This is a genomic window from Vibrio sinaloensis, assembly GCF_023195835.1.
Taxonomy (GTDB): Bacteria; Pseudomonadota; Gammaproteobacteria; order Enterobacterales; family Vibrionaceae; genus Vibrio; species Vibrio sinaloensis_C.
In genome coordinates, this window is the sequence record NZ_CP096199.1 from 2,436,861 (window position 1) to 2,462,604 (window position 25,744).

Genomic DNA, 25,744 nt, shown 5'->3' on the forward strand with positions numbered 1-25,744 from the left:
TGTCTTGGGTGACAGTTAGACATTATGCCAAGCAGCGAACTAAACCACTTGGGCTTTGTACTGACGCAGCCACACCCTTGCTGCCTCAGCATCCAATTCAATTTGTTGTTTCAGCGCGTCGAACGACTCAAATTTGTGTTCGTCACGAATCTTATCGAAAAGTACGATTTCTAACTGTTTGCCGTATAAATTGGCTTTAAAGTCGAACAAATGTACTTCGAGTTGTTGGCGTACCCCATTTACCGTGGGCCGATTACCAATATTCGCCACGCCGCCAATCGGTTGTTCAGCGAGACCGAGTACCTCAACGGTGTACACCCCAGAAACGGGTGATACACACCGTTTCAGTGGAATGTTTGCGGTAGGAAAACCTATGGTACGACCCAGTTTTCGCCCATGAGACACTCGCCCGCTGATGCTGTAATCGCGCCCGAGCATTTGTGCCGCCGCCGCAAGCTTATCTTGCGCTAACGCTTCGCGAATAGCGGTGCTGCTGACGCGCAGTTGCTGAAGGCAAAAACTCTGTGTGCTAACCACATCAAAACCAAACTCTTTTCCGGCTTGCTGCAGCATGGCAAAGTTGCCTTTGCGCTGGTTGCCAAAGCAGAAATCGTCGCCAACAACCAGAAACTTAACACCCAAACGCTCAACCAACAAGTCACGAATAAATGACTGTGGTGACTGAGTCGCGAAGCGGTGGTTAAAGTTAATGCATAGTAAACGCTCGATATCTAATTTGCTCAGTTGCACGAACTTGTCACGTAGCCGAGTCAAACGCGCCGGCGCTTTGTCTTTAGCAAACAGCTCTAACGGTTGAGGTTCAAACGTCATCACCGTCGAAGGTAATCCTAAATCCTTTGCTCTTTCAGAAACTTGGCGCAAGACTTCTTGGTGCCCAAGGTGCACGCCATCGAAATTTCCGATCGTCAATACACACCCTTTATGGTGTGATTTGATGTTATGAATCCCTCGAATCAATTCCATTGGAGACTGCTAAAAACCTATACTTTACGGGTAAAATTGCTAAAGGTGACGTTTACCTAGCGTGAAACCGACGGATTATATACTAATCAGCCTTGCTCTGTCGCTGCTTTTAGATCGTTTAGCCGCACACCAAACAGCAGTAAGCTCAGCAAATAAACTGCCGCTCCCAAGCCAATCAATCCTGCCAACCACATCACGCGCTCGAGCAGGCTCCAATTTAGCCACACGTCCATCGTCTCAAGTTGTGACAAGATCGCTGCCACCATCAGTCCACCCGCCATCACTAACTTAGCAATAAATAATCCGGTACGACGGGTAAGTTGATAAACACCAGCACGATGCAAGCCTCTATATAGAAGTGACATATTGACCAAAGCAGATAGAGAAGTGGCTATGGCTAATCCAACATAACCGTATAACCAGGCAAAAATAGCATTGAATACCATATTGGTGACCATGGCGATAACGCCATAGCGCACCGGGGTTTTGGTATCTTGGCGCGAGTAATACCCAGGCGCGAGCACTTTGATCAACATGAAGTTAAGCAAGCCAGAGGCGTAGGCAATCAATGACATCGAGGCAAAAGTCACATCTTGTGGGGTAAACTCACCGCGCATGAATAGCACCATCAACATCGGCTTGGCTAACACCATTAAACCCAACATTGCCGGTACGCCTAACAGAGTCACCATTCGCACTCCCCAATCCATGGTCTGGGCAAAACCTTCACTGTGGGCATCGACATGCTTGCGCGATAAAGCAGGCAGGATCACGGTTGCGATAGCAATACCAAACAGACCCAATGGAAACTCTAATAGTCGGTCGGAATAATACAGCCAACTGATGGAGCCAGTTTGTAGGAAGCTTGCAATAAAGGTATCAAAAAGTAGATTGATCTGACTAACGGACACGCCAAACAGAGCGGGAATCATCAAGGTGCGAATCTTAACGACGCCCGGGTCTCGCCATCCCCATTGAGGTTTGACCATCACCCCAGCTTTGATCAAAAACGGAATTTGGAAAAGAAATTGAACCAAACCACCTAAGAAGACGCCGATAGCCAGTCCAATTTCAGGTTGGGTTAATTGTGGCGCTATATACCAGGCTGAGAGTATGATCATTACATTGAGGAACACAGGTGTAAAAGAGGACACCGCGAACCGGCCCATGGTATTTAGAATGGCCCCTGACAGCGCCACAAAAGTAATAAACCATAAGTAGGGAAAAGTGATCTTCAGCATCAAGCTGGCTAACTCAAACTTTTCTGCCGAAGGTCCGCCATTGAGCCAATCTAAGAACCAGCCAAAACCAAACAAGGCGGTCACCACACCAGAGCCCACAATGCCCAGCAAGGTAACAATCGAAACTATCACACCCAGGGTACCGGCGGCGCGAGCAATCAGTTGGCGTGTTTTATCGAGGTCTTTGCTGGCGTGATACTCAGTTAATACAGGGACAAAGGCTTGTGAGAAAGCACCTTCAGCAAACAGGCGACGTAAAAAATTAGGGATTTTGTTGGCAAAAAAGAATACATCTGCACTCGCTCCAGCCCCCATTAAATTCGCCACAACCACATCTCGAACTAAACCTAACACTCGAGAGATCAGTGTCATGGCACTGACGATCATCCCTGACTTGAGCAGACGTTTACTCACAATTACCTCTGAAATCAAAAATTTTGCTCTACTTTACATCAGGAATGTCATGAGCAGAGCAGATTAGTATTAGCATTGAAAAAAAAATACTGTTAGAATCCCCGCCATCTTAACCGTGAAGACCTTTCATTCCAAAATTTGTTTGGCTCGATGGGTTTTTGCACAAATCATTTGACATTTAAGCGCAAATGAGGGATATTCCTCGCCCTTAAATTGTCACCGAACTAAGTTTTTGGGAGTTAGACCCTTGGCAAATAGTAAATCTGCTAAGAAGCGCGCTATCCAAGCTGAGAAACGTCGCCAGCACAACGCTAGCCGTCGTTCTATGATGCGCACTTACATGAAGAAAACTGTTGCTGCTATCGAAGCAGGCGACAAAGCTGCTGCAACTGAAGCATTTGCTGCAGTTACACCAATCCTAGACCGCATGGCGACTAAAGGCCTTATTCACAAGAATAAAGCAGCTCGTCACAAGTCTCGCTTCGCTGCTGCAATCAAAGCTCTATAATAGAACTGTGATTTCCCAGTGAAAGAAAAAACCGGCCTTGGCCGGTTTTTTTATATCTGTTTTATTTTGAGGTTGAACGACTCACCTCAAAATAAAACATATGGCGCTTAAGCACAGTAAAGTGTGTGTAGCAATTGAATCATTGCTTTTACCTCTTGACTACTCAAGGTGTAAAAAACGGTTTGTGCTTCTTTGCGCGTATTGACCAAGCCATCTCTTCTCAACCATGCAAGATGTTGAGATAGCGCCGATTGGCTCAGCTCTAACTTATTGCACAGTTCCCCTACCGATAACTCTTGATTGTGCAGCAAACACAAAATTTGTAAGCGACGCTCATTCGCCATCGCCTTTAGTAGCACTACCGCCTGAGCAGAGTTTTTTTCCATCTCTTGTAGGTTCATCGGCCACTACCCCTTGATACCACAACATCGTCTACAACAACTGGCCATACAATATGCGCATTGATGACCAAACTTTATTCAATCCACTTAATCTTTAATTTTTTATGCAGTGAATTATTTTGAATATTAATCGAAATGTAACAATTAATCTATTTGTTCGTTTGAAAAATAACCGCTAATTAAAGAGGCTTGTGAAGTCTGCATCACAAACGTTTTTCACTGCAGGGTGTTGAATCATCCGCTCAGCAAAAATCACGTAATACTCTTCTTTCAGTTCATCAATATGACCAATCAATTGCAGTGACAAATCCTGCTCGACTTCAGATAGGTAAAGAGTCGGCGCTAAAAAGATGACATCTTGGTGATAGCGGGCGAACGCCTTCATCAGAGCGACATCGTCGAACTCGCCCAAAATATTCGGCTGTAGGCCTTGGCGATCAAACCACTGCAGTACTTTACGACCCATCGCTGTTCGACTGCCTGGGATCAACAACTTACGCTGCTCAAGGATTGCGGGAAAAGTGACGTCAGTGACATTGCCGGTGCAGAAAAAACTCATGTTCGACTCACCCAGCTTCTTGCTATATAAACCTGGGCTCTGACTTGAGTCCACTGGGCAATCAGACAAAATCATATCTAACTTATGTTGTGACAACTGTTCAAGCAGCATTTCGTGGGTCGACTCAAAACAGCGTAGATGCAGACCATCATCTTCGGGTACTGTGGTCAATAGGATCTTACTAACTAAGCGCTTCGACAATGCATCGGCGACCCCAACATCAAACAGAATGTTCGAACGCTGGCTATAATTGACAATATCCAGCATTTCGTAACTTAAACCAAACATTCGGTCGGCATACTTAAACACCAGTTGACCCAGCTCAGTGGGCTCGACACTGCGTCCGTTGCGCTTGGTCAGTTTACCATCCATGCGCTCTTCGAGAGCTTTGATTTGGCCGGTAACAGTTTGCGGAGTTAAAAACAGAGCATCAGCCGCCTTGGTGACTGACCCTTGTTTGCACACCATCCAAAAGTAATAGAGGTGATTATAATTTAGATGCGACATGGGGATAGTAGCTCGAATGATAGAGAACCTAGGTTATAGCAGATGGCTCTGATGACAACAACACTTCGTCAAAACCATAGGTAATAAACATTTAAGTAAGTTTTAACGAAGTTTGATTTTTATTTATGACACTTGATTGTCATATTCACAATCAAAGAGCGGCAACTTTACGACATTTTTTCGACTTTTATCACATCCCTCCCACTCGCAGCCACCTGACAATATCTATTTTAAAATCAACATCTTAATCCGATTGTAAATCTATCAGTACACTCGTATTGCTCATTCTCGAGTAAAAAAAACCGGGTTACACACAACTGTAATATTACTGAAATATTTCCTCTCTACCATCAGCCTCAGATTCAACAACCGACCTCTATATACTTACACAGGTCCACGGAGAAAAATTATGAACCAAGCTACTACAACAGCGGCGCCGATTTCGAGCACGACTCGTTGGTTGCGCTGGGCTAACTTGGCATTCATGTTATATCTGCTACTACTAGCAGTTTCTATGGTAGGCAGCGGCTTCAAATGGGCAACAGGCGACCAAGCGAAAGTTTTGTTTGAGTTTGCTTCACACCCAGTTGCTGGTTTAATGATTGGTCTAGTCGCCACTGCGTTAATCCAGTCGTCAAGTACTGTCACTTCAATTATCGTGGGCCTTGTTGCCGGCGGTCTTCCGGTAGAAACGGCCATTCCTATGGTGATGGGCGCCAACATTGGTACCACAGTAACCAATACACTGGTTAGCCTTGGTCACGTTCGTTGTAAGGAAGAGTTCAAGCGCGCCTTTGCAAGTGCCACCATTCATGACTTCTTCAACCTACTTGCGGTCGCTATCTTCCTGCCGCTAGAAATGATGTTTGGTATTCTAGACAAAATTTCTCATTGGTTAGTATCACCTTTCCTTGCGACAGGCGATATGAGCATCAAAGGCTTGAACTTCATCAAACCTATCACTAAGCCTGTTGTTAGCGCAGTAAAAGAGCCGCTCAGCACATTTGGTGACACGGTTGGCGGCGTATTGCTTATCGCTCTAGGTATTGCGACTATCTTCGTTGCCATCACTGTGATGGGTAAACTTATGAAGAGCCTAATGGTTGGCCGTGCTCGCGAGATTTTGAAGAACGCCATTGGTCGTGGTCCTATCCACGGCATCATGTCTGGTTCTATCGTGACCGTACTTGTTCAGTCTTCTTCTACGACAACAAGTCTTATGGTTCCGCTAGTAGGTTCAGGCGTTCTAAAAGTACGTGATGTTTACCCATTCACCCTAGGTGCAAACATCGGTACCTGTATTACTGCCCTACTCGCAGCAACCGCAGTATCTGGAGAGTTTGCCGTATTCGCACTACAAATCGCACTTGTACACCTAGTGTTCAACATCATGGCGACGGTATTCATCTACGGCATCCCGTTCCTACGTGAGATTCCAGTTAAAGGCGCTGACCTTATCTCTGATATGGCGGTGAAGAACAAAGCTGTTGTAGCAGGATACCTACTAGCCGTGTTTGTCGTATTGCCAGGTACTATCCTAGCGCTCACTGCTTAATACTAAAACCATCGCTTATGTGAAGCCCGCTACTTAGGTAGCGGGCTTTTTGTATATCAAGTGGCGAGTGGCGAGTGGCGAGTGGCGAGTGGCGAGTGGCGAGTGGCGAGTGGCGAGTGGCGAGTGGCGAGTGGCGAGTGGCGAGTGGCGAGTGGCGAGTGGCGAGTGGCGAGTGGCGAGTGGCGAGTGGCGAGTGGCGAGTGGCGAGTGGCGAGTGGCGAAAAATTTTGAATACCAGTGACACTGAGTCAATGATTTTCTATTAATTTCATACTATTAAAGTTAAAAACACGTCTTTCCCTGCAACTTTCGATTCTGGTATTGCGCACACATATCAAAAGGGGAAGTCCACATAAGCTCAGCGTTCTCGCATCTCGAAGGGCGCAGCCTGTTGCTACTTGCACAAAAAAGCCGCCCTCTCTAAGGCGGCTGTTCATTTCTATTGTCGATTAAACCGAAAACGGATACTGAATCGCGTCGTGGTGCTGGTATCCCTCTACCCAGAAGTCATCCAGTGTCACCCAGGTTTCCAAATCTTCTAATGACTTAATCTCAGGATTGATGTGGAACGTTGGCGCTTTAAGAGGCTCACGTTTAAGTTGAACATCTCGCATCAGCTCAAGTTGATCTTCATAGATATGTGCATTGACAATCTTGTGGTACGCCTGACCAGGCTTCTTGCCGGTAATTTGCGCCATAATCGCCAAGAACACATACACTTGAACCATATTAAAGTTTAGTCCTAACGGCACATCACAAGAGCGTTGGGTGCTGTTTAGGTACAGTGTGTCGTCTAGCAGCGAAAAGTGGTGGCTGTACATGCAAGGTCTTAAGCATCCCATGTGAAACTCACCAGGGTTGTAGAAGTTTAAGATCTCACCACGGTCATCAACGCCGCGGGTCAAATCGTCGACAATCTTACGTAGCTGATCGATATGACCACCATCCGGCTTGGCCCAAGCTCGACCTTGAACGCCATACACCCGCCCCATATCGTCTTCGCCCTTGCGGTATGGGTTGTTCAACCAAGCCTGATTGAGGTTGGCATTGGCATCCCAAGTTTTTGTACCTAACTTGCGAAAATCTTCAGCATTGTCGTAGCCACGAATATACCCAAGCAACTCAGCGACCGCGGCTTTCCAAAAGCTTTTGCGCGTGGTGACCAATGGAAACTGGTTGTGGGCCACATCATAGATAAGATCCGCATTGATAACCGTCAGGCAACGCTTGCCAGTTCGTTCGTTCTCAACCCACTTACCTTGATCAACGATACGCTGACAGAGATCTAAATACTGTTTCACACCAATTCCTTACTTCGCTTGTTGGGGTAACTCGTCTTTGTAATGGCCGCGCTTATACGCCCAAACCATCATCAAAATACCAACGATCACCATAGGCAACGACAGAATTTGTCCCATTGAGATAAACCCGCCAAATAGGCCTAAGTGAGCATCGGGCTCGCGCACGTATTCTACAAGGAAACGGAAGGTTCCGTAACCCGCGAGGAACAATCCCGACACAGAGCCAAGCGGACGTGGCTTTTTAATAAACCAGTTCAAGATGAAGAAGAGAACAATGCCCTCGAGCACCATTTCATACAACTGTGAAGGGTGACGAGGCAGCGGCCCACCATTTGGGAACACAAATGCCCAAGGCACATCTGTCACCCTGCCCCATAGCTCGCTGTTCATAAAGTTACCCAGACGCCCCATGCCTAAACCAAATGGCACTAATGGTGCGATAAAATCGGCCACGCCAAAAAAGGTTCTGCCGTTCTTCTTTGCATACCAGAACATCGCGCTGATCACACCCAGCAGGCCACCGTGGAAAGACATTCCCCCCGTCCAAACTTTAAACAGGTATAACGGGTCCTGCAGGAATAGCTCGAAGTTATAAAACAAAACGTAGCCGACTCGGCCACCAATCACCACGCCTAAGAAACCAGCGAACAACAGATCAGAGACTTGTTCTCGCGTCCAACCACTCCCTGGTTGATCGGCGCGTCGGTTCGCCAGCCATAAGGCAAAAGCGAAACCCACTAAATACATTAATCCATACCAACGAATGGACAGTGGACCCAATGAAATCAAGACCGGGTCGATGTTAGGAAAGGTTAAATATCCTTGAGACATAGGATGACTACTCTTATATAAATTTTGATAATGTTGAGATGTATAGATGAGAGTGCGTTACAGCAACATAGTTCCAGCCACGAAAATTAAAAACAGGGCGAATATTTTTTTCAAGGTAGGGGTTGGTAAGGATGTCGCCAATCTCGCCCCAATACGTGTAGTGAGCATTGAAGTAGACGCAATCGCGATCAGTGCAGGTAGGTACACATAACCGACACTGTACGCCGGTAACGATTCAACTTTGTAGCCATGCAGAATAAAGCCCAACATCCCTGCGATAGCAATCATACAACCACACACCGACGACGACCCGACCGCTTTACGCATCTCAATGCCATGACGATTCAAAAATGGTACCGAGAGCGAACCACCGCCGATTCCGGCCAAACTCGAGACAACACCGATGCCGGTGCCGTAGACCATAGTGGCCCCACTACTTGGCATCTGCTTTGAAGTGGTACCTCGAATCGAAAACAACATTTGAATCGCCAGCAATAGTACAATCACACCAAACACCTTAGGTAAGTATTGCGACGGAATCCATTCAGCCAGATTAGCGCCCAAAAAGCCACCGATGACCACACCCGGCATCAGCCACTTAACCACAAACATGTCGACATTGCCCAGTTTAAAATGATTGAGTGCAGAAGAGCCTGAAGTCGCGATAATCGAGGCCAAGGAGGTTGCCAATGCAATCTGCATACTGATTTCAGCATCAATGCCAGCCATCGGCAGCAAAAATAGCAATGCAGGCACCACAATCAAGCCACCACCAATGCCGAGTAAGCCAGCCATCACCCCAACAAAAGCGCCGAGCAACATAAATGAAAATAGTAATTCTAACGACACATTAAACCTTATTTGTTACCCGCGCGAATAAAGCCGGCAAAGCCTTTCTGTTCGAAAAAGCCTTGCATCATAGTATAAATGTTATGTCCATAGGGTTGCATCAAGGCTCTGTCAGCAAGTTGTTGTAACTCATTAACTTCGGTATGACGCAGCAGGTATTTCACTTTGGCGACGTTCGAGGTGTTCATACTCAGGCTGCGATAGCCAAGCCCAACCATCAACAGCGCACCAATCGGATCGCCTGCGAGTTCACCACAAATACAAACCGGCAGCCCTAGTTGCTGGCAAGTTTGATGGATATGACGCAAGGCCATAATCACAGAGGGATGCATCGATTCGTACACGTCGGCCACCCGCGCATTATTGCGATCCACGGCGAGTAGATACTGAGTAAGGTCATTGGTACCGATAGAGACAAAGTCGACCTTTTCGGCAATCAAAGGCAAAAGATAGATCATCGAAGGGACTTCTATCATTACCCCAATCTCAGGCATCTTGACCCTATCATTAAGCTCTGACACTTCTTGATAAGCACGCTCAATCAAGTTGATCGCATCGTCTAACTCCTGAGCACCCGAAACCATAGGCAGCAAAATACTTAAGTTTTGATGAGTGGCACTGGCGCGCATCATCGCCCGTATCTGCATCAGGAAAATATCCGGGTGATCGAGGGTAAAACGAATGCCACGCCATCCCAAGAAAGGGTTGTCCTCTTCAATCGGTAAGTAAGGCAGTGCCTTGTCCCCTCCAACGTCTAAGGTTCTCATCACCACCCGTTTCTCTGGGTAACTGTTGAGTACCGCTTGATACTGCTGAGTCTGCTCTTCTTCCGAGGGAAAACGGTGCTGGAGCAAAAACGAAATTTCGGTTCGATACAAGCCGACCCCATCTACACCCTGATTAATCGCAATGTTGGCGTCGGCGCTCAGTCCTGCGTTAAGCATGACCTCGATCCGCTCACCATCTTTGGTAAAGGCGGGCTCTTCAATGCGTTGATTGACCATGTTGGCCAACTCTCGCTCTTCGTTGGCTAAGGCTCGATATTCACGCAGTAACTGGCGACTCGGTGAAACCAAGATTTTGCCGCTGTAACCATCAACAATACCTTGTTTTCCGTTGATCGCTTTTAAATTGAGACTCACGCCCATAACCGCAGGAATACCTAGCGCTCTAGATAGAATCGCCGCATGCGAGTTAGCCGCCCCTTCAAGCGAAATCACCGCCAGCAATTTCTCTTTGGGCACCGAAGCAAGAAGCGATGCTGTCAGCTCTCGAACCACTAGAATCACGGGTTTTTCGAGTACTTGACGGTCTTGCGCTGTATTGTGCAAAAAGAACAATAGACGCTGGCCGAGCTCGCGAATATCTTGAGCCCGCTCTCGCAGATACACATCGGACATGCGCGCAAAACGGTTAGAGTAAGACTCAACCACTTGACGTAAAGCCCAGTCTGCGCGATCGCCTTTTTGAATTTGTGCTTTGAGATCCTTGCGCAACATAGGGTCGTTGAGCAAGTGGGTGAAAAGATCAAAGATCGCCAACGCGTCTTTGTTTATTTCACTGTCGAGCTTTTTACGCATACGACGAAAATCGTTTAGCGCCTCTTCGATGGCCAGCAACAGCCACTCTTGCTCGAGTTCAATATCCAGGGTTGACGCAGGGTAGACATTGGCAAGATCCGGCTGGGTATCGTCCCACCAAAACTCACCGATCGCGACCCCTGAAGAGGCGGGGACGCCCTTTATGGCTTGCTGCTTTTTCTCGAGACGCCAATGGCCTTGTGTTTGTGCGTGAGCAATAATGACGGCGAGCTGAGCCGCCAACGTCACCAGAAAAGACTCTTCCATTTCATCAAACAGACGCGGTGTTTTTTGTTGAACAACCAACACGCCCAATACCTGTTTGCGATAAATGATCGGCGTACCGAGAAAGCTTTGATAGATCTCTTCGCCAAGTTCTGAGAAGTACTTAAAATTAGGATGCTTTGACGCTTCAGCTAAGTTGAGAGGTTCGGCGCTGCGCTTCACCAAACCGACCAGACCTTCATTGAAGCGGATATGGATCTTATCGCCTTTGAAACGTAGCCCTTGAGTCGCCATTAACTCAAGGCGCTGCATCTCTTCATTGGCAAGATAGACAGTACAACATTCAGTACTCATCGCACTGCATGTTTGTTTTACCAAAATATCCAAAGCCTGATGAACTTCATCAACTTTAGACACTTGTTCAACTATTTCCCTTAGTTGAGAAAGCATGTCTATCCTCTTCGGTGCTTACGTTTGCCTTTTGTTCTGCGCTCTTTGAACGGCATTGCCATTGATGCAAACTCTTTCATGGCTCGACGATACACATCACGCTTGAAAGAAACCACTTGTCTGACTGGATACCAATAACTCACCCAACGCCAACCATCAAATTCAGGGGAACTACCACGCTGCATGTTGATGCGCGATTCGTCGCAATCAAGACGCAATAGAAACCATTTCTGTTTTTGGCCGATACAAACCGGTTTTGAATCCCAACGAACTAAGCGCTTTGGCAGTTTATACCTTAACCAATGGCGACTCGTCGCGACGATTTTCACGTCTTTTTTAGTGAGACCTACCTCTTCGTACAACTCCCGATACATCGCTTGCTCCGGGGTTTCACCATCATCAATTCCACCTTGTGGGAATTGCCAAGAGTGTTGTCCGTATCGTTTTGCCCAGAAGACCTGACCATGGCTGTTACAGATTACAATACCGACATTTAAGCGGTAACCGTCGCCATCTATCACTGGCCAACCTCTAATAAATTCTTAATTACAGTGATTTTTCCACATATCCCCAATATGAGCAAACTAACTCGTGCGACGGATACAGAAAATATGATACCGGACAGACGAACTGAATAACTTTTAGCCAAACCTTAGGTTACTCACACATAGATGAGACATGGGCCACATTTATTCACCTTTTCTGTGAATAACTATGTGAAAAATCATCGGGCAAGTGATCAAATCCATCATTATCGCCTTCTATATATAACATTCACGATTCACCCAAAAATATTAAATTATTAATAATCATATACTTAATTACCAATAATGATTATCAAAAGACAACATTAAGATCAAAATCACTCAACCACACAGATCGGTCAAAGATCCACCACACCATCACTTATCCACACTCGATTAGCTAAAACGCCATCAAACTAGAAAAAATCAACCTTTTTTTCGCTCAAAAAGACTGTTTATTCATACATGATGATAAATATCTGCCAAATTAGCTCCCTCTCCTGTGGATAAGTAGTTCGTTGACGATCTTTTATCCAACATGATCAATCCATGTCCAGTCGATATTTGCTGCCGTTCAGTTACAATAGGCCCGGAGATAGGATGAATCACAGATCATGAAAAGCGAACCACAGTCAGAACAAGAGCTACTCGATCGAGCAATTCATATTGCTGGTATCAGTTTCCAAGAGTTGGCCGATGAAGCCGGCATTCCAGTACCCGCCGATTTACGCCGTGATAAAGGCTGGGTAGGACAATTACTTGAATGGCACCTAGGCGCAACGGCAGGAAGTAAGCCACAACAAGACTTCGAGCAGCTTGGCATCGAACTAAAAACCATCCCTATCAGCTACACTGGCAAGCCGCTGGAAACCACCTTTGTTTGTGTCGCTCCCTTGATTGGAGTTCACGGACTCACTTGGGAAACCAGTCATGTGCGCAATAAGCTGTCACGGGTTTTGTGGGTGCCGGTAGAGGGCGAGCGCGAAATCCCTTTAGCTGAACGACGAGTCGGATCGCCGCTTATCTGGTCGCCAGATCAAGACCAAGAGGCTCAGCTTAAAGCGGACTGGGAAGAGTTGATGGAAATGATCGTTCTAGGCCGTGTTGAACAGATCAACGCACGACATGGAGAAGTGTTGCAACTTAGGCCGAAAGCCGCCAATGGACGAGTGTTGACGGAAGCTTACGGCTCCAGCGGAAAACCCATAAAAACGCAGCCTCGAGGTTTCTATCTCAGAACTCAGTTCACAGCACAGATATTAGAACACAACTTCATTTAATGGGTCGTGACCGGCAACTCCAGATCCTGATACCTAGGCCCATCATTGGCACCACATTCATCGTAGGCGTTATGTAGCCTCAAATAGGCGCGTTCTACCCCCAAGCGATGTAACTCCTCTTTAACTTGATCCAAAGAATCGAAATGAACAGGCTCATCATCAACACGTATTGGCTCGAGTTTGTGCTTGTACTCAACGGCCAACAGATATTGCGACAAGTCAGAGCAACTGATCACAAAAACCTTAGGGGGCTGGTAACTCTCTTTATGATGACCATGAATCCACTTGTCTAACTGACTTTTTTGCATAGTTCACCTCCACTATTGAGTATTAGACAACAACCGCCATTTTGCGAATTTGTTGCTTAATGCTCTTTTCTTATCCTACTTAAATCCCCTATAGTGAGATCACTTGAACCGTTACGACAAGGAAGATCGATGCAATACAACAAGTTACCTCACTCAACTTTAGAAGTAAGTAAGATCTGTCTTGGCACCATGACCTTTGGTGAACAAAACACAGAGCAACAAGCCTTCAGTCAACTCGACTATGCTCTTGAACGTGGTGTCAATTTCATCGACACCGCGGAGATGTATCCAGTTCCACCTAAAGCACAAACCCAAGGCCTCACTGAGCAGTACATTGGTAACTGGCTAACCAAATCGGGGAAGCGCGAAAAAGTGGTACTCGCGACCAAAGTCGCCGGCCCACGCAATGTGCCCTACATTCGTGACAACATGAGTCTAGATCGACGCAATATTCATTTGGCAATCGATGATAGCTTAAAACGACTGCAAACCGACTATGTCGACCTGTACCAACTGCACTGGCCGCAGCGTCAAACTAACTGCTTTGGTCAGCTCAATTATCCGTACCCAGATGAGCAACAAGAGGTGACATTGATTGAGACGCTAGAGGCGCTATCGGATCTTATCAAGGCAGGCAAGGTTCGTTATATCGGTGTGTCCAATGAAACACCTTGGGGCGTCATGTCACTGCTACGTCTGGCCGAGAAACACGACCTGCCGCGCATTGTCTCAATTCAAAACCCTTACAACCTGCTCAATCGCAGCTTTGAAGTTGGGCTGTCGGAAATCAGTCATTATGAAGGGGTACAACTGCTTGCTTATTCGCCGCTGGCATTTGGCTGCCTAAGTGGTAAATATCTCAATGGAGCGCGACCTGAAGGCGCTAGATGTTCACTGTTCGAACGCTTTGTGCGCTACTTTACGCCTCAAGGTGAGCAAGCGACGAAAGCGTATGTCCAGCTGGCTCAAGAGCATGGACTGGACCCTGCTCAAATGGCATTAGCGTTTGTGAATCAGCGTCCGTTTGTCGCCGCCAACATTATTGGAGCGACAAATCTGGATCAGCTCAAAGCGAATATTGATAGTTTAGATGTCGTATTAACCGATGAGTTGCTTCAAGGTATTCAAGAGATTGGGACGACGTACTCCAATCCTTGTCCATAGTCTTTCATTACACAAATAGCGGGGCAGGTGAAGCGACCTGCCCCTCTCGATTACGTCGGTATTCGCGCACTTAACACTCGACGCAGATGACGCACACGACGCTCAGCTTTGACGCTGTCAGGCTCTGAAATACCCATTGGTCGACCATCTTGTTCAAGACCAATGTCTCTTAGTAAGTGGGTGTTGTGCCATGGAATGTGATACCCACTACGGCGCACTTTACGTTGCCATTCGCGGCTTTCTCGGCGTAAGTCTGCTTTAACGAGTAGTGTGGCGAGTTTTAAATATACAGAATGACTCATGAGTGTTCTCCAGTTAAGTCGAGGCTGGAAAAACAACGAATCTAAAGGTGTAAATAAGACATCATTTATTCGCTGCTTTTCCGCAGCCAATAAAAAATGATTGGGTACGGACTAATTACATGTGTTTGTTTAGCTTACGATCAGACACGGCGGTCGCGGCGGCAATAGTCGCCGAAGCCATGATGCAACGATCATCAGAAGCGCAAACAGTGGTTTGAACGGTGAAATGGTTCATTGTGCGCCTCCTAGCTAATGTAATTAATCCAAAGTTGAGTAGGTATGAGCCTGAGCTCATGGTTAAATTCTAACCGCAGTAGCGAGCAATTCAACCGCTTTGTCGCGAAATAACGCAAAACAACGGGATCCTCTTTGAACATTGCGTTCACTGCAATAGAAATAAGATATTCATCCTAGTTATAAGTTATTGCTAGTGGATTATGTTTGAAAACAAAAAGCCACAACCGAAAGGCTGTGGCTTTTTTAGCTGATAAAACAGTAAATTACACAGGGATGTCTGAAATCAGGTTGTGCTTGTTTAACAAACGATACATAGTTGCACGCGATACACCCAGTTCTTTGGCAGCCATCGAAACTTGCCCAGAGTGCGACTCGAGTACCAGAAGCAGCGCATCCCGCTCACTGCGCTCACGAATGCTTTTTAAACTGCGTCGATTGTCGCTGCGTTTAGGTAAATCTAAATGACACTCATCGAGCATGACGGTATCTGACATTAATACCACGCGCTTAATCTGGTTCATCAGCTCACGAACGTTACCTGGCCAGTGATAGCGTGTCAGCGCTCGGCTAGCTTCTTCAGTAAAGCTGCGCGCCTGTGCGTTGTACTCCTTAGAGTACTCTTGCAAAAAGTGTCGGGCCAGAATGGCCACATCACCAGCACGTTCTTTCAAGCTTGGGACACTAATACGCAGCACATTGATGTAGTGGTATAGCTCCTCATTGAAATCGCCGTCGATGAGCGCTTTTTCAATATCCGCAGAGTTCGCCGCCAACACTCGAACATCCACCTCTTTGCGTCCATTTACGGTATCTACCATTCCCTCTTGCAGGAAACGCAGCAAGTTGTACTGCTGCGACCTCGGTAAGGTCAAAATATCATTAAGTAAAATGGTGCCACCATCGGCTTTCTCAAGGATGGATGGTTCACTGTGATCTTCACGGTTAATGCCAAACAGATCGCTTTCAATCCGCCGCTCAGACATGGCGCGGCAGTTAACCGAAATAAACTCGTTATTCGCTCGAGCAGAAGTGCGATGGACGGCGCGCGCCACCGTCTCTTTGCCAGTACCACTTTCGCCGTAAATCAGAATACTGACATCGGTTGGACCAATACGCTTGATTTGGTCACGTAGCCGTTTGACTGGTATGGAGTCTCCAATCAGCCCCATATCACTCTGGTTGCCGTAATGTGGCCACACTTTCTTCTCAAGCTTGAGCATACCTAGCTGATGACCAATAGTGCTAAGTAGCTGAGCATCTGGGATAGGTGCGGTAAAAAAGTCGATACAGAAGTTCACGATAAACTGACAAATGGTATCCGAGCTCAGCTGCGATTCTCGGATAAAAGCGAGCCAACGCACTTGTTTGTGCTTGCTCACTAGGTTAGCAATACCGTTGAGGCTGAATTCATCGTGGCTTAAATCGACAATACCGATACAGGGCCCGGTTTCAGTAAAAAGGGCATCTGCTTTACGTAAATCGCCACATTGAGTACATCGCCAACCGACTTGTTCAAGTACAGACAACCATGGTTCGTAGGTTCCCCCTACGACAACCAAAGAACCGGGAACGGAATCCATTCGGAATTGACTACCCATGAAGCTTGTTCCTTATTATTGATAATATAAATAGTTCCCACAGAAAGGCACGATCTCCGTGATGTGGTTACCTTATAGAGACTAAGCCAAAGAGTCTGTCTCAATAATAAGACTAGTGACGTAAATGCCTTTTTTCCAACTATTGGGGGAAAGACGACAAAACTTTTTGCGGCGGATATCGCAGTTTAAAAACGATACCAAACAGGATCCGATATCCTTATTTCAGCACAAGTCACTAAATGCGGTTTAGCAACTACGTTGGGGGTTATTGTCGCCATAAAAAAAGCCATCCGAAGATGGCTATTTTCTATACCGATTTAGTGTCAGCTTACGCTTGTGGACGCATCGCAGGGAATAGGATTACGTCACGAATCGTGTGGGTGTTGGTGAACAACATCGCTAGACGGTCGATACCGATGCCTTGACCCGCTGTTGGCGGTAGGCCGTGCTCAAGTGCTGTGATGTAGTCAGCATCGTAGTACATGGCTTCATCATCACCAGCGTCTTTCGCATCAACCTGCGCTTTAAAGCGCGCGTCTTGGTCTTCTGCATCGTTAAGCTCCGAGAAGCCGTTTGCCACTTCACGACCACCGATGAAGAACTCGAAACGGTCAGTGAAGAATGGGTTGTCATCGCTACGACGCGCCAATGGCGAGATATCTGCTGGGTAGCCAGTGATGAAGGTTGGTTGAATCAGTTGTGGTTCAGCCGTTTCACCGAAGATCTCTTCCAATAGCTGGCCACAGGTCCAGAATGGTTCCACTTCAACATGCACTGACTTGGCAATCGCAACCATCTTGTCACGGTCAGTCAGGTCTGCTTCTGTTAGCGCTTGAATTTGAGCATGATCTGGGTTGTAGTGTTTGATCGCTTCAAACATGCTCATACGCGCGTACTTACCACCAAACTCAACAGTTTCCTCACCGTAAGGCATAGAGGTTGAACCCAACACGTCCATCGCTACCGTGCTCAGCATCTCTTCCGTCAGATCCATCAGATCTTTGTAGTCTGCATACGCTTGGTAGAACTCCATCATAGTGAATTCTGGGTTATGGCGTGGTGATAGACCTTCGTTACGGAAGTTACGGTTGATCTCGAACACGCGATCAAAGCCACCAACAACAAGACGTTTTAGGTAAAGCTCTGGTGCAACACGCAGGTACATGTCGATGTCGAGCGCATTGTGATGGGTGATAAATGGACGAGCCGTCGCACCACCAGGGATCACGTGCATCATAGGCGTTTCCACTTCAAGGTAGCCTTTTGAGCTCATGAAGTTACGAATTGAAGACACCAGCTTAGAGCGAATGATAAAGGCCTGACGTGAATCTTCATTCACGATCAAATCTACATAACGCTGACGGTAACGCATCTCTTGGTCAGTCAGACCGTGGAACTTCTCAGGAAGAGGACGCAGCGCTTTGGTCAGCAACTCATACTCTTCCATGTTCACGTAAAGATCGCCTTTACCAGACTTGTGCAGCGCACCTTTCACACCGATGATGTCACCGATATCAAGACCTTGATATTTCTCTTTCAGCTGCTTTTGAACCTCTTTCGCAGCGTAGGCTTGAATTCGGCCAGACGTTTCTTGAATAACAAGGAAAGGGCCACGCTTGGCCATAATGCGACCCGCGATCGCTACAACGTGGTTAAGCGCTTCTAGCTCTTCCTTGGTCTTTTCACCGAACTCTTTTTGCAGGTCGCCCGCTAATGCGTCACGACGGAAGTCGTTTGGGTGGCCGTTTGCTTTGCAGCTCTTGCGAATTTCGTCTAGTTTCGCGCGACGCTCTGCAATGAGCTTGTTTTCTTCAGGCGAAATGCCTTCTTGTGCGTTGTCGTTTTGAACAGCATCAGTCATTTTCGATGTATCCTGTTTCGATTTGAGTGTCGGTGAAAAGCTTAAAGACCTGACTTCAGGCTAGCTTCAATAAATTTGTCTAAGTCGCCGTCAAGCACCGCTTGCGTATTGCGGTTTTCAACGCCAGTACGTAAGTCTTTGATTCGTGAGTCGTCCAGCACGTAAGATCGGATCTGGCTTCCCCAACCGATGTCAGATTTGGCATCTTCGTTGGCTTGCTTCTCGGCATTCTGTTTTTGAATCTCAAGTTCAAACAGTTTTGCACGCAGCTGCTTCATCGCTTGATCTTTGTTTTTATGCTGAGAGCGATCATTCTGACATTGCACCACAGTATTGGTTGGCACGTGGGTAATACGCACCGCAGACTCTGTGGTGTTGACGTGCTGACCACCAGCGCCAGATGCGCGGTATACGTCGATACGTAGGTCAGATGGGTTAATGTCGATCTGAATGTTGTCATCAATCTCTGGATAGATAAACGCAGAAGCAAACGAGGTATGACGACGACCACTGGAATCAAACGGTGACTTACGCACTAAACGATGCACGCCAGTCTCGGTACGTAACCAGCCGTAAGCGTACTCACCTGAGATCTTAACCGTTGCACCTTTAAGACCGGCGACTTCGCCTTCAGACACTTCAATCACTTCGGTCTTAAAGCCTTTCGCTTCAGCCCAGCGCAAGTACATACGCAGCATCATTGAGGTCCAGTCTTGGGCTTCGGTACCACCAGAGCCTGACTGCAAGTCGATGTAACAATCTGAAGCGTCATGATCGCCAGAGAACATACGACGAAACTCAAGTTGTTCCAATTTTGCTTCTAGCTCAGCTAGCTCAGGCTCAATCTCGTCAAAAGTTTCCTGATCTTCTTCTTCAACAGCAAGCTCGAGAAGACCTTCTACATCTTCAACACCTTGCTCTAGCTGATCAATAGTTTCCACAACCGCTTCCAACGAAGAACGCTCTTTACCCAGCGCTTGAGCACGCTCAGGTTCGTTCCATACATCCGGTTGTTCAAGTTCTGCGTTAACTTCTTCTAGACGCTCTTGTTTGGCGTCATAGTCAAAGGTACCCCCTCAGGACATTGGTGCGCTCAGACACGTCCTTAAGGCGGTTTTTAATAGGATTGATTTCAAACATGTTTGCTCAACATTTATGAGTAGAATTTAACCGCAGAATTGTACTGAAAAGTGTGACGAAGATACAGGGATTTTTTATTGACGTTGCAAAACGCAAGCGACAAAAAAATCCCCTGTCACGCCTTACGTAACAGGGGATTATTCTCAACCTTAAACAACTGATTACGCGTTGTCTTGCGCTAGCTCAGGTTGCTCAACTTTGCCGACAAAGAACATGGCTACAATCGCGACTGCAGTTGGCAACAACCAGCCCATACCGATATCAAATAGTGGCAACATAGATAGCGCAGAGACATCAATGCCTGCTACTTTTGCTGCATCAATGATGGCAAAAAGTAAAGATACCAAGATCACCACACGGTATGCCGCTTGCGGGTTTGGCATTTTGCTGCGTAGGAAAGTCAGTGCGACCAAAGCAATGGCGACAGGGTACAGAGCGAACAATACCGGAACAGAAAGCGCGATAAGCTGCGATAGACCGACATTAGCCACGACCGCACAAGCGATGCCGTTGATCACAACCCAAGCTTTGTACGACAGCGGTGTCAGCGAGCTAAAGTAGTCAGAACAGGCTGAAATCAGACCAATTGCCGTCGTTAGACACGCCAGTAGCACAATCACTGACAACACAATTTGTCCATATGGACCAAACAGCGACTGAACATAAAGGCTCAACACCACACCACCGTTATCGGCACCAGCGGCTACCGCAGCGCTCGTCGCACCTAGGTAGAATAGCGAAATGTAAACAAACGCCAAACCTGCAGCCGCAATACACGCAGCACTAATCAGGTACTTAGCCGTGGCTTTTTGCTCGGTAATGCCTTTTTGGCGTAGCGCATCAACGATCAATACCCCAAACATCAGTGAGCCGAAGGTATCCATGGTGTTGTAGCCTTCAAGGAAGCCTTTTTGCAAGGGATGAGTCAAGTACTCACCTTGAGCTGCGATCATTTCGCCTTGAGGATCGATGAACACTGCCGCAGCAAGCACAATAAGACCAATAAACAGGACTGGCGTCAGCACCTTACCAATCACATCAATCAGCTTCCCTTGCGACCACGCAAAGAACATAGCGACAGCAAAGAACATGATAGAGAAGATCGTAAGATGAGACTGAGCGGCCTCAATAAAGAATGGCTTCACCGCCATCTCGTAGGCGACTAGGCCAGTACGAGGCGCTGCAAAAGCGGGACCAATAATGATAAAAATCAGCACCGCCATAAGCATGGCCGCGCGTTTAGGCAGATCTTTGGTCAAGTGCTCCCAAGTGCCTCCAGCCACAGCAATAGCAACAATGGTGATGAGAGGAAGACCTACCGCTGTGATTAAGAAACCTGTCATCGCAGGAAAGAGATTGTCACCCGCTAACTGACCAGCGAGTGGTGGGAAAATGATGTTACCTGCACCCAAAAAGAATGCGAAAAGCATAAAGCCTACCGCAATAATATCTGTTAGTTTTAAAGTCTGATTCACTGTCGACCCTTTACTTATGTTTAATTGATGTTGTGTTGCATGAGTGTTGCGACATGGCGCACACTCTTAAAATTAGGCGCGCATAATGACGAAATCCTCATCAAGTCGCAACCCAAAGGCCAAAAACACCATATAAATTTATAAATCAAACCAATATGCAGCACAAATAACTAAATTAAACAAAATATCCAGTTCATAACGCCTTGCTGTTAATCTCACAAATTGACAACAGACAGCACATTTAACCAAACATAGAGTTAACAACAGATCAATTAACTCAATATTTAAACGATTACCGACAAACGTAGCAGATGAAAAAGACCAAAGACTTTCAGTTTAAACAATTTAGCATTTCAGGTGGCTACACAGGCATGCCTGTCAGTACCGATGGAGTGATGCTCGGCGCATGGGCTAAACTCGATCAGTGTTCACAGGTACTCGACATCGGCACCGGAACCGGTCTGCTCAGCCTGATGATTGCACAGCGCTATCCCATACTAGAGGTCGATGCTATTGATATCGACCAACACGCGATCAGCGCCGCGAAGCAGAATTTCGCCGCTTCGCCTTGGGCAGAGCGGCTCAAGCTTTTGAATGGCGACGTTCTCACCTATGCTTTCAACCAAAGCTATTGCGCGATTATCTGCAACCCGCCCTACTTCAATAGTGGCGAAAAGGCGCAAAACCAAACTCGAGCCATCGCGAGGCATTCCGACCAACTGAATCATCAGGCGCTTCTCAATCGATGCTGGCAACTGCTCAAGCACAATGGAAAAGCGAGTTTTGTTTTGCCTCTGATGGAAGGTAACCACTTTATTCAACTGGCCCTAGAGATGGGCTGGCATTTAAGCCGTCGCTGCGAAGTCAAACCTAGTGAGGCTAAGCCCGTCAATCGGCTATTGATTGAACTGAGTAAGCAACCAACTACAGTGGAGAATAACCTGATACAAATTGCCGACACACAAGGCTACAGCACAGATTTTGTACAACTGACTCAAGCCTTTTATCTTAAGATGTAGAAAATAAGGTGTGATCCTTGTCACCGAACACTCTATAATACGACCCCTTATTTATTGCTCACCCCAACAGGCTTGTGGAGACATCATAGTGATCAAAAATTTTGCCGACTTAGAGTTAGACCCTAACCTACTCCTCGCGATAGAAGAAATGGGGTTTAGCCGCCCGACGCAAGTTCAGGCGCAGGCAATCCCACAAGCGTTGGAAGGCCGAGACATCTTGGCATCAGCACCAACCGGAACCGGAAAAACCGCAGCGTTTGTTCTGCCAGCATTACAATTTTTGCAAGATTTCCCACGTCGTAAACCCGGGCCTGCTCGCGTGCTTATCCTCACGCCAACCCGTGAACTTGCCATGCAAGTGGCCGATCAAGCTCGTGCACTTGCTAAGCACACTAAGCTGAATATCTTCACCATTACTGGCGGTGTTCAATACCAAGAGCACGCTGATATTTTGGCCACGACACAAGACATCGTAGTGGCAACGCCAGGGCGTTTGATGGAGTACATTGAAGCAGAACGTTTTGATTGCCGCGCTATCGAATGGCTAATTCTGGATGAGGCAGACCGCATGTTGGACATGGGCTTTGGCCCAACGGTGGATCGTCTCTCGTCTGAGTGTCGCTGGCGCAAACAAACGCTGTTATTCTCGGCCACACTGGAAGGCAAAGGCGTAGAAGGGTTCACGGCAGATCTTCTTAACCAGCCTGCCGAAATCGATGCAGAGCCTTCTCGTCGTGAGCGTAAGAAAATTGCCCAGTGGTACCATCGTGCCGACGATATGAACCACAAACTAGAGCTATTGAAAAAGATCCTTACTGAACAGGCCGAGCGCTCAATTGTATTTCTCAAAACCCGCGAGCGTTTGGCTGAGCTTCGCGCAGAGCTAGAAAAAGCCCAAATTCCTTGCTCGTGGATTCAGGGTGAAATGCCACAAGATCGTCGTAACAACGCCATTAGCCGCTTCCGTGACGGTACTGTCAACGTGCTGCTGGCAACCGATGTCGCTGCCCGCGGAATTGATCTTCCGGATGTGAGTCATGTGATCAACTACGACATGCCACGCAGCGCCGACGTGTATTTACACCGCATCGGACGTACAGCTCGAGCTGGTAAAAAAGGTAACGCGATTTCTTTAGTCGAAGCGCACGATCAACCTATGATGGATCGAGTGGCACGCTACACTAAGGAAGAGGTGAAAGAGCGCTTTATCAAAGAGCTTCGCCCGAAACACAAAAAACCGGTATTTAAGAAAAAGAAAAAAGACGACAAGAAAAAGACCGTCGCTAAAGGTAAAAAGAAAACTTCAGCGAAAAAGAAGAAATAGCGAGTTTCGAGTTTCGAGTTTCGAGTTTCGAGTTTCGAGTTTCGAGATAAGTTTTTAAGGGTTGGTACCTAGTATCAACCCTTTTATTTTCAATAAATTATATTGTCATCCTCGTATATGGAATGACAGCTTCACCGCCACTCAAAGGACGAAGTCCGCTCTCGACTCTAAAAAAATACCGCCGATACTGGCGGTATTTTCATAACTAAATCTTCAGCAAACTCACCTAAAACACAGATGATACTCAAAATAGTTGGAGCTGTAGCAAGGCAACGAACGAATCCGCCCTAATTAAGTCACCAATAGTATCTTCAAAGCGTTTGAGGCTAGAACAAGGCGACAAGTAAACTCAACCTTGGGAGCGTAGTACGCTACGTGACTAAGGTGAGTTTACGCCGTCAACGAAGTTATCGCCTCAAAGGCGAAGAAGATTAGTGTTCGCGGGTCGCGCGGAACTCTACATCTGGAAAACGCTCTTTCGCCAGATTCAAGTTAACCATAGTTGGCGCAATGTAAGTCAGGTTATCCCCACCATCAAGCGCTAGGTTTGCTTGGTTCTTACGTTGGAACTCATCCAACTTCTTACCATCTTCACACTCTACCCAGCGGGCGGTGGCGACGTTAACACTCTCGTAGATAGCTTCTACGTTATATTCCGCTTTCAGACGAGCAACAACCACGTCAAACTGAAGCACACCAACAGCGCCGACGATAAGGTCGTTGTTTTGTAGAGGACGGAAAACCTGTACTGCCCCCTCTTCAGAAAGCTGAACGAGACCTTTCAGCAACTGCTTCTGCTTCAATGGATCTTTAAGGCGAATACGGCGGAACAGCTCAGGGGCAAAGTTGGGAATACCTGAGAACTTCAACGCTTCACCTTGGGTAAAGGTGTCACCAATCTGAATGGTCCCGTGATTGTGCAGACCAATGATGTCGCCAGCGTAGGCATTTTCTGCACGAGAGCGGTCACCCGCCATAAAGGTCACCGCATCAGAAATGTTGACCTGCTTACCCAAGCGGACATGATTCATCTTCATGCCTTGCTTGTAAGTGCCCGATACTATGCGCATAAAGGCAATACGGTCACGGTGTTTTGGATCCATATTGGCCTGAATCTTAAACACAAAGCCGGTGAAGTTTTCTTCATTCGCCGCCACTTCACGTTCGTTAGCCTGACGTGGCATTGGCGCTGGCGCCCACTCGGTCAATCCATCAAGCATATGGTCAACACCAAAGTTACCCAGTGCGGTACCAAAATAGACCGGCGTCAGTTCACCGGCCAAGAATAGTTCTTGGTCAAACTCTGGGCAGGCACCAATCACCAGCTCGAGCTCTTCACGCAGTTGCTCTGCCAGTTCAGTCCCTACCGCTTCATCAAGCTCTGGGTTATCCAAACCTTTAATAATGCGTGAGTCTTGAATCGTGTGGCCTTGACCTGTGTTGTAAAGGATCGTCTCATCACGGTGAATGTGATACACACCTTTAAACTCCTTACCACAACCAATTGGCCATGAAATAGGTGCGCAAGACATATTCAACTCGCTTTCCACCTCATCCAGCAGCTCCATTGGATCACGAATGTCGCGGTCGAGTTTGTTCATAAAGGTGACGATCGGCGTATCACGCAGTCGAGTGACTTCCATTAACTTACGGGTACGATCCTCAACACCTTTCGCGGCATCGATCACCATCAGACATGAGTCAACCGCCGTCAGTGTACGGTAGGTATCTTCCGAGAAGTCTTCGTGTCCTGGTGTATCCAGTAGGTTCACCAAACACTCATTGTACGGAAACTGCATCACCGAGGTCGTGACCGAAATGCCACGCTCTTTTTCCATTTCCATCCAGTCAGACTTGGCGTGTTGCGCTGAACCTCGACCTTTCACTGTTCCCGCCGTCTGGATCGCGCGTCCGAACAGTAGTACTTTTTCAGTAATCGTGGTTTTACCCGCATCAGGGTGCGAGATAATAGCGAAAGTACGACGTTTAGACACTTCGCTAACAAAAGGAGTATTTGACATGAAAGGGGCTTCTTCTGTCTTTGGGCTAGAGAAGACAAGCGCTTGACGCTAGCTCTAGCGATTCGGTTCAAATTTGCGCGGTATTT

General features: G+C 47.1%; 23 protein-coding genes. 7 read left to right on the plus strand and 16 right to left on the minus strand.

From position 1 onward, the window contains the following. Window positions 1-39: 39 nt before the first annotated feature. Complete coding sequence (gene ribF / locus MTO69_RS11010) at window positions 40-984, minus strand: bifunctional riboflavin kinase/FAD synthetase (protein WP_248329205.1); 945 nt, start codon at window positions 982-984, stop codon at window positions 40-42. Window positions 985-1,070: 86 nt separating this feature from the next. Then, complete coding sequence (murJ, locus tag MTO69_RS11015; protein ID WP_248329207.1) at window positions 1,071-2,639, minus strand: murein biosynthesis integral membrane protein MurJ; 1,569 nt, start codon at window positions 2,637-2,639, stop codon at window positions 1,071-1,073. 247 nt (window positions 2,640-2,886) lie between these two features. Between murJ and rpsT the strand changes: the two genes are divergently transcribed. Beyond that, window positions 2,887-3,147 (plus strand): 30S ribosomal protein S20, encoded by a 261-nt coding sequence (gene rpsT, locus MTO69_RS11020; RefSeq protein ID WP_004744855.1) that lies wholly within the window; start codon window positions 2,887-2,889, stop codon window positions 3,145-3,147. 107 nt (window positions 3,148-3,254) lie between these two features. Here the strand turns inward: rpsT and MTO69_RS11025 are convergent, their stop codons facing one another. After that, window positions 3,255-3,548, minus strand: coding sequence for an ArsR/SmtB family transcription factor (locus MTO69_RS11025; protein ID WP_176286963.1), 294 nt, complete (start codon window positions 3,546-3,548; stop codon window positions 3,255-3,257). Between the two features lie 175 nt (window positions 3,549-3,723). After that, entirely contained in the window at window positions 3,724-4,614 is an 891-nt protein-coding gene (gene nhaR, locus MTO69_RS11030; protein ID WP_248329209.1) for a transcriptional activator NhaR, read from the minus strand. Between the two features lie 409 nt (window positions 4,615-5,023). Between nhaR and MTO69_RS11035 the strand changes: the two genes are divergently transcribed. Together MTO69_RS11035 and MTO69_RS11040 are read left to right on the plus strand one after the other, a co-directional pair. Next, window positions 5,024-6,169 (plus strand): Na/Pi symporter, encoded by a 1,146-nt coding sequence (locus MTO69_RS11035; RefSeq protein WP_248329211.1) that lies wholly within the window; start codon window positions 5,024-5,026, stop codon window positions 6,167-6,169. Window positions 6,170-6,218: 49 nt separating this feature from the next. Then, a complete protein-coding gene (locus tag MTO69_RS11040) occupies window positions 6,219-6,410 on the plus strand; it encodes a hypothetical protein (protein WP_248329213.1) in 192 nt (63 codons plus the stop codon). Between the two features lie 208 nt (window positions 6,411-6,618). Here MTO69_RS11040 and MTO69_RS11045 read toward each other — a convergent pair whose 3' ends face one another. From MTO69_RS11045 to rppH, 5 genes are read right to left on the minus strand one after another with little or no spacing between them, the layout of a single operon-like run. Further along, complete coding sequence (locus tag MTO69_RS11045; RefSeq protein ID WP_248329215.1) at window positions 6,619-7,470, minus strand: thymidylate synthase; 852 nt, start codon at window positions 7,468-7,470, stop codon at window positions 6,619-6,621. 9 nt (window positions 7,471-7,479) lie between these two features. Next, a complete protein-coding gene (gene lgt, locus MTO69_RS11050) occupies window positions 7,480-8,301 on the minus strand; it encodes a prolipoprotein diacylglyceryl transferase (RefSeq protein WP_248329217.1) in 822 nt (273 codons plus the stop codon). A gap of 57 nt (window positions 8,302-8,358) precedes the next feature. Beyond that, on the minus strand, window positions 8,359-9,150 hold the full coding sequence (locus MTO69_RS11055; RefSeq protein WP_248329219.1) for a sulfite exporter TauE/SafE family protein: 792 nt from the start codon (window positions 9,148-9,150) through the stop codon (window positions 8,359-8,361). 8 nt (window positions 9,151-9,158) lie between these two features. Further along, window positions 9,159-11,405 (minus strand): phosphoenolpyruvate--protein phosphotransferase, encoded by a 2,247-nt coding sequence (ptsP, locus tag MTO69_RS11060; protein ID WP_248329221.1) that lies wholly within the window; start codon window positions 11,403-11,405, stop codon window positions 9,159-9,161. 2 nt (window positions 11,406-11,407) lie between these two features. Next, the gene (gene rppH, locus MTO69_RS11065; RefSeq protein ID WP_248329223.1) at window positions 11,408-11,926 is read right to left on the minus strand and encodes an RNA pyrophosphohydrolase; all 519 of its coding nucleotides are present in this window, start codon (window positions 11,924-11,926) and stop codon (window positions 11,408-11,410) included. 617 nt (window positions 11,927-12,543) lie between these two features. Between rppH and mutH the strand changes: the two genes are divergently transcribed. Next, window positions 12,544-13,209, plus strand: coding sequence for a DNA mismatch repair endonuclease MutH (gene mutH, locus MTO69_RS11070; protein ID WP_248329225.1), 666 nt, complete (start codon window positions 12,544-12,546; stop codon window positions 13,207-13,209). Here the strand turns inward: mutH and MTO69_RS11075 are convergent. Continuing rightward, entirely contained in the window at window positions 13,206-13,517 is a 312-nt protein-coding gene (locus tag MTO69_RS11075; protein WP_248329227.1) for a DUF6482 family protein, read from the minus strand. The two genes, mutH and MTO69_RS11075, sit on opposite strands and share 4 nt — an antisense overlap. A gap of 129 nt (window positions 13,518-13,646) precedes the next feature. Here MTO69_RS11075 and MTO69_RS11080 point away from each other — a divergent pair, with 129 nt between their 5' ends. After that, window positions 13,647-14,681 (plus strand): NADP(H)-dependent aldo-keto reductase, encoded by a 1,035-nt coding sequence (locus MTO69_RS11080; protein ID WP_248329228.1) that lies wholly within the window; start codon window positions 13,647-13,649, stop codon window positions 14,679-14,681. A 50-nt stretch (window positions 14,682-14,731) separates the two neighbouring features. Here the strand turns inward: MTO69_RS11080 and MTO69_RS11085 are convergent, their stop codons facing one another. The 5 genes from MTO69_RS11085 to brnQ all read right to left on the minus strand — a co-directional run bounded on the left by MTO69_RS11085 (window position 14,732) and on the right by brnQ (window position 21,294). Further along, a complete protein-coding gene (locus MTO69_RS11085; RefSeq protein ID WP_248329230.1) occupies window positions 14,732-14,983 on the minus strand; it encodes a DUF1127 domain-containing protein in 252 nt (83 codons plus the stop codon). Window positions 14,984-15,483: 500 nt separating this feature from the next. Then, window positions 15,484-16,818 carry a sigma-54-dependent transcriptional regulator gene (gene vpsR, locus MTO69_RS11090; protein WP_248329232.1) on the minus strand — a complete coding sequence of 445 codons (1,335 nt, stop codon included), beginning with the start codon at window positions 16,816-16,818 and terminating at the stop codon, window positions 15,484-15,486. A gap of 328 nt (window positions 16,819-17,146) precedes the next feature. Further along, window positions 17,147-18,679 carry a lysine--tRNA ligase gene (gene lysS / locus MTO69_RS11095; RefSeq protein WP_248329234.1) on the minus strand — a complete coding sequence of 511 codons (1,533 nt, stop codon included), beginning with the start codon at window positions 18,677-18,679 and terminating at the stop codon, window positions 17,147-17,149. Between the two features lie 41 nt (window positions 18,680-18,720). Next, window positions 18,721-19,819, minus strand: a protein-coding gene (gene prfB, locus MTO69_RS11100) for a peptide chain release factor 2 (RefSeq protein ID WP_248329236.1) whose coding sequence is annotated in 2 segments (ribosomal slippage) — window positions 18,721-19,743 and window positions 19,745-19,819 — 1,098 coding nt in all. Because the reading frame shifts where the segments join, the coding sequence is not laid out codon by codon here. A 161-nt stretch (window positions 19,820-19,980) separates the two neighbouring features. Beyond that, window positions 19,981-21,294 (minus strand): branched-chain amino acid transport system II carrier protein, encoded by a 1,314-nt coding sequence (gene brnQ, locus MTO69_RS11105; protein ID WP_248329238.1) that lies wholly within the window; start codon window positions 21,292-21,294, stop codon window positions 19,981-19,983. Between the two features lie 311 nt (window positions 21,295-21,605). Here brnQ and MTO69_RS11110 point away from each other — a divergent pair, with 311 nt between their 5' ends. Continuing rightward, entirely contained in the window at window positions 21,606-22,313 is a 708-nt protein-coding gene (locus tag MTO69_RS11110; RefSeq protein WP_248329240.1) for a tRNA1(Val) (adenine(37)-N6)-methyltransferase, read from the plus strand. 88 nt (window positions 22,314-22,401) lie between these two features. Further along, window positions 22,402-23,637, plus strand: a complete 1,236-nt coding sequence (gene srmB / locus MTO69_RS11115; RefSeq protein ID WP_248329242.1) for an ATP-dependent RNA helicase SrmB — start codon at window positions 22,402-22,404, stop codon at window positions 23,635-23,637. Between the two features lie 431 nt (window positions 23,638-24,068). On the opposite strand, the gene prfC is transcribed toward srmB, so the two are convergent. Continuing rightward, the gene (gene prfC, locus MTO69_RS11120; RefSeq protein ID WP_248329245.1) at window positions 24,069-25,658 is read right to left on the minus strand and encodes a peptide chain release factor 3; all 1,590 of its coding nucleotides are present in this window, start codon (window positions 25,656-25,658) and stop codon (window positions 24,069-24,071) included. Between the last annotated feature and the right edge of the window lie 86 nt (window positions 25,659-25,744).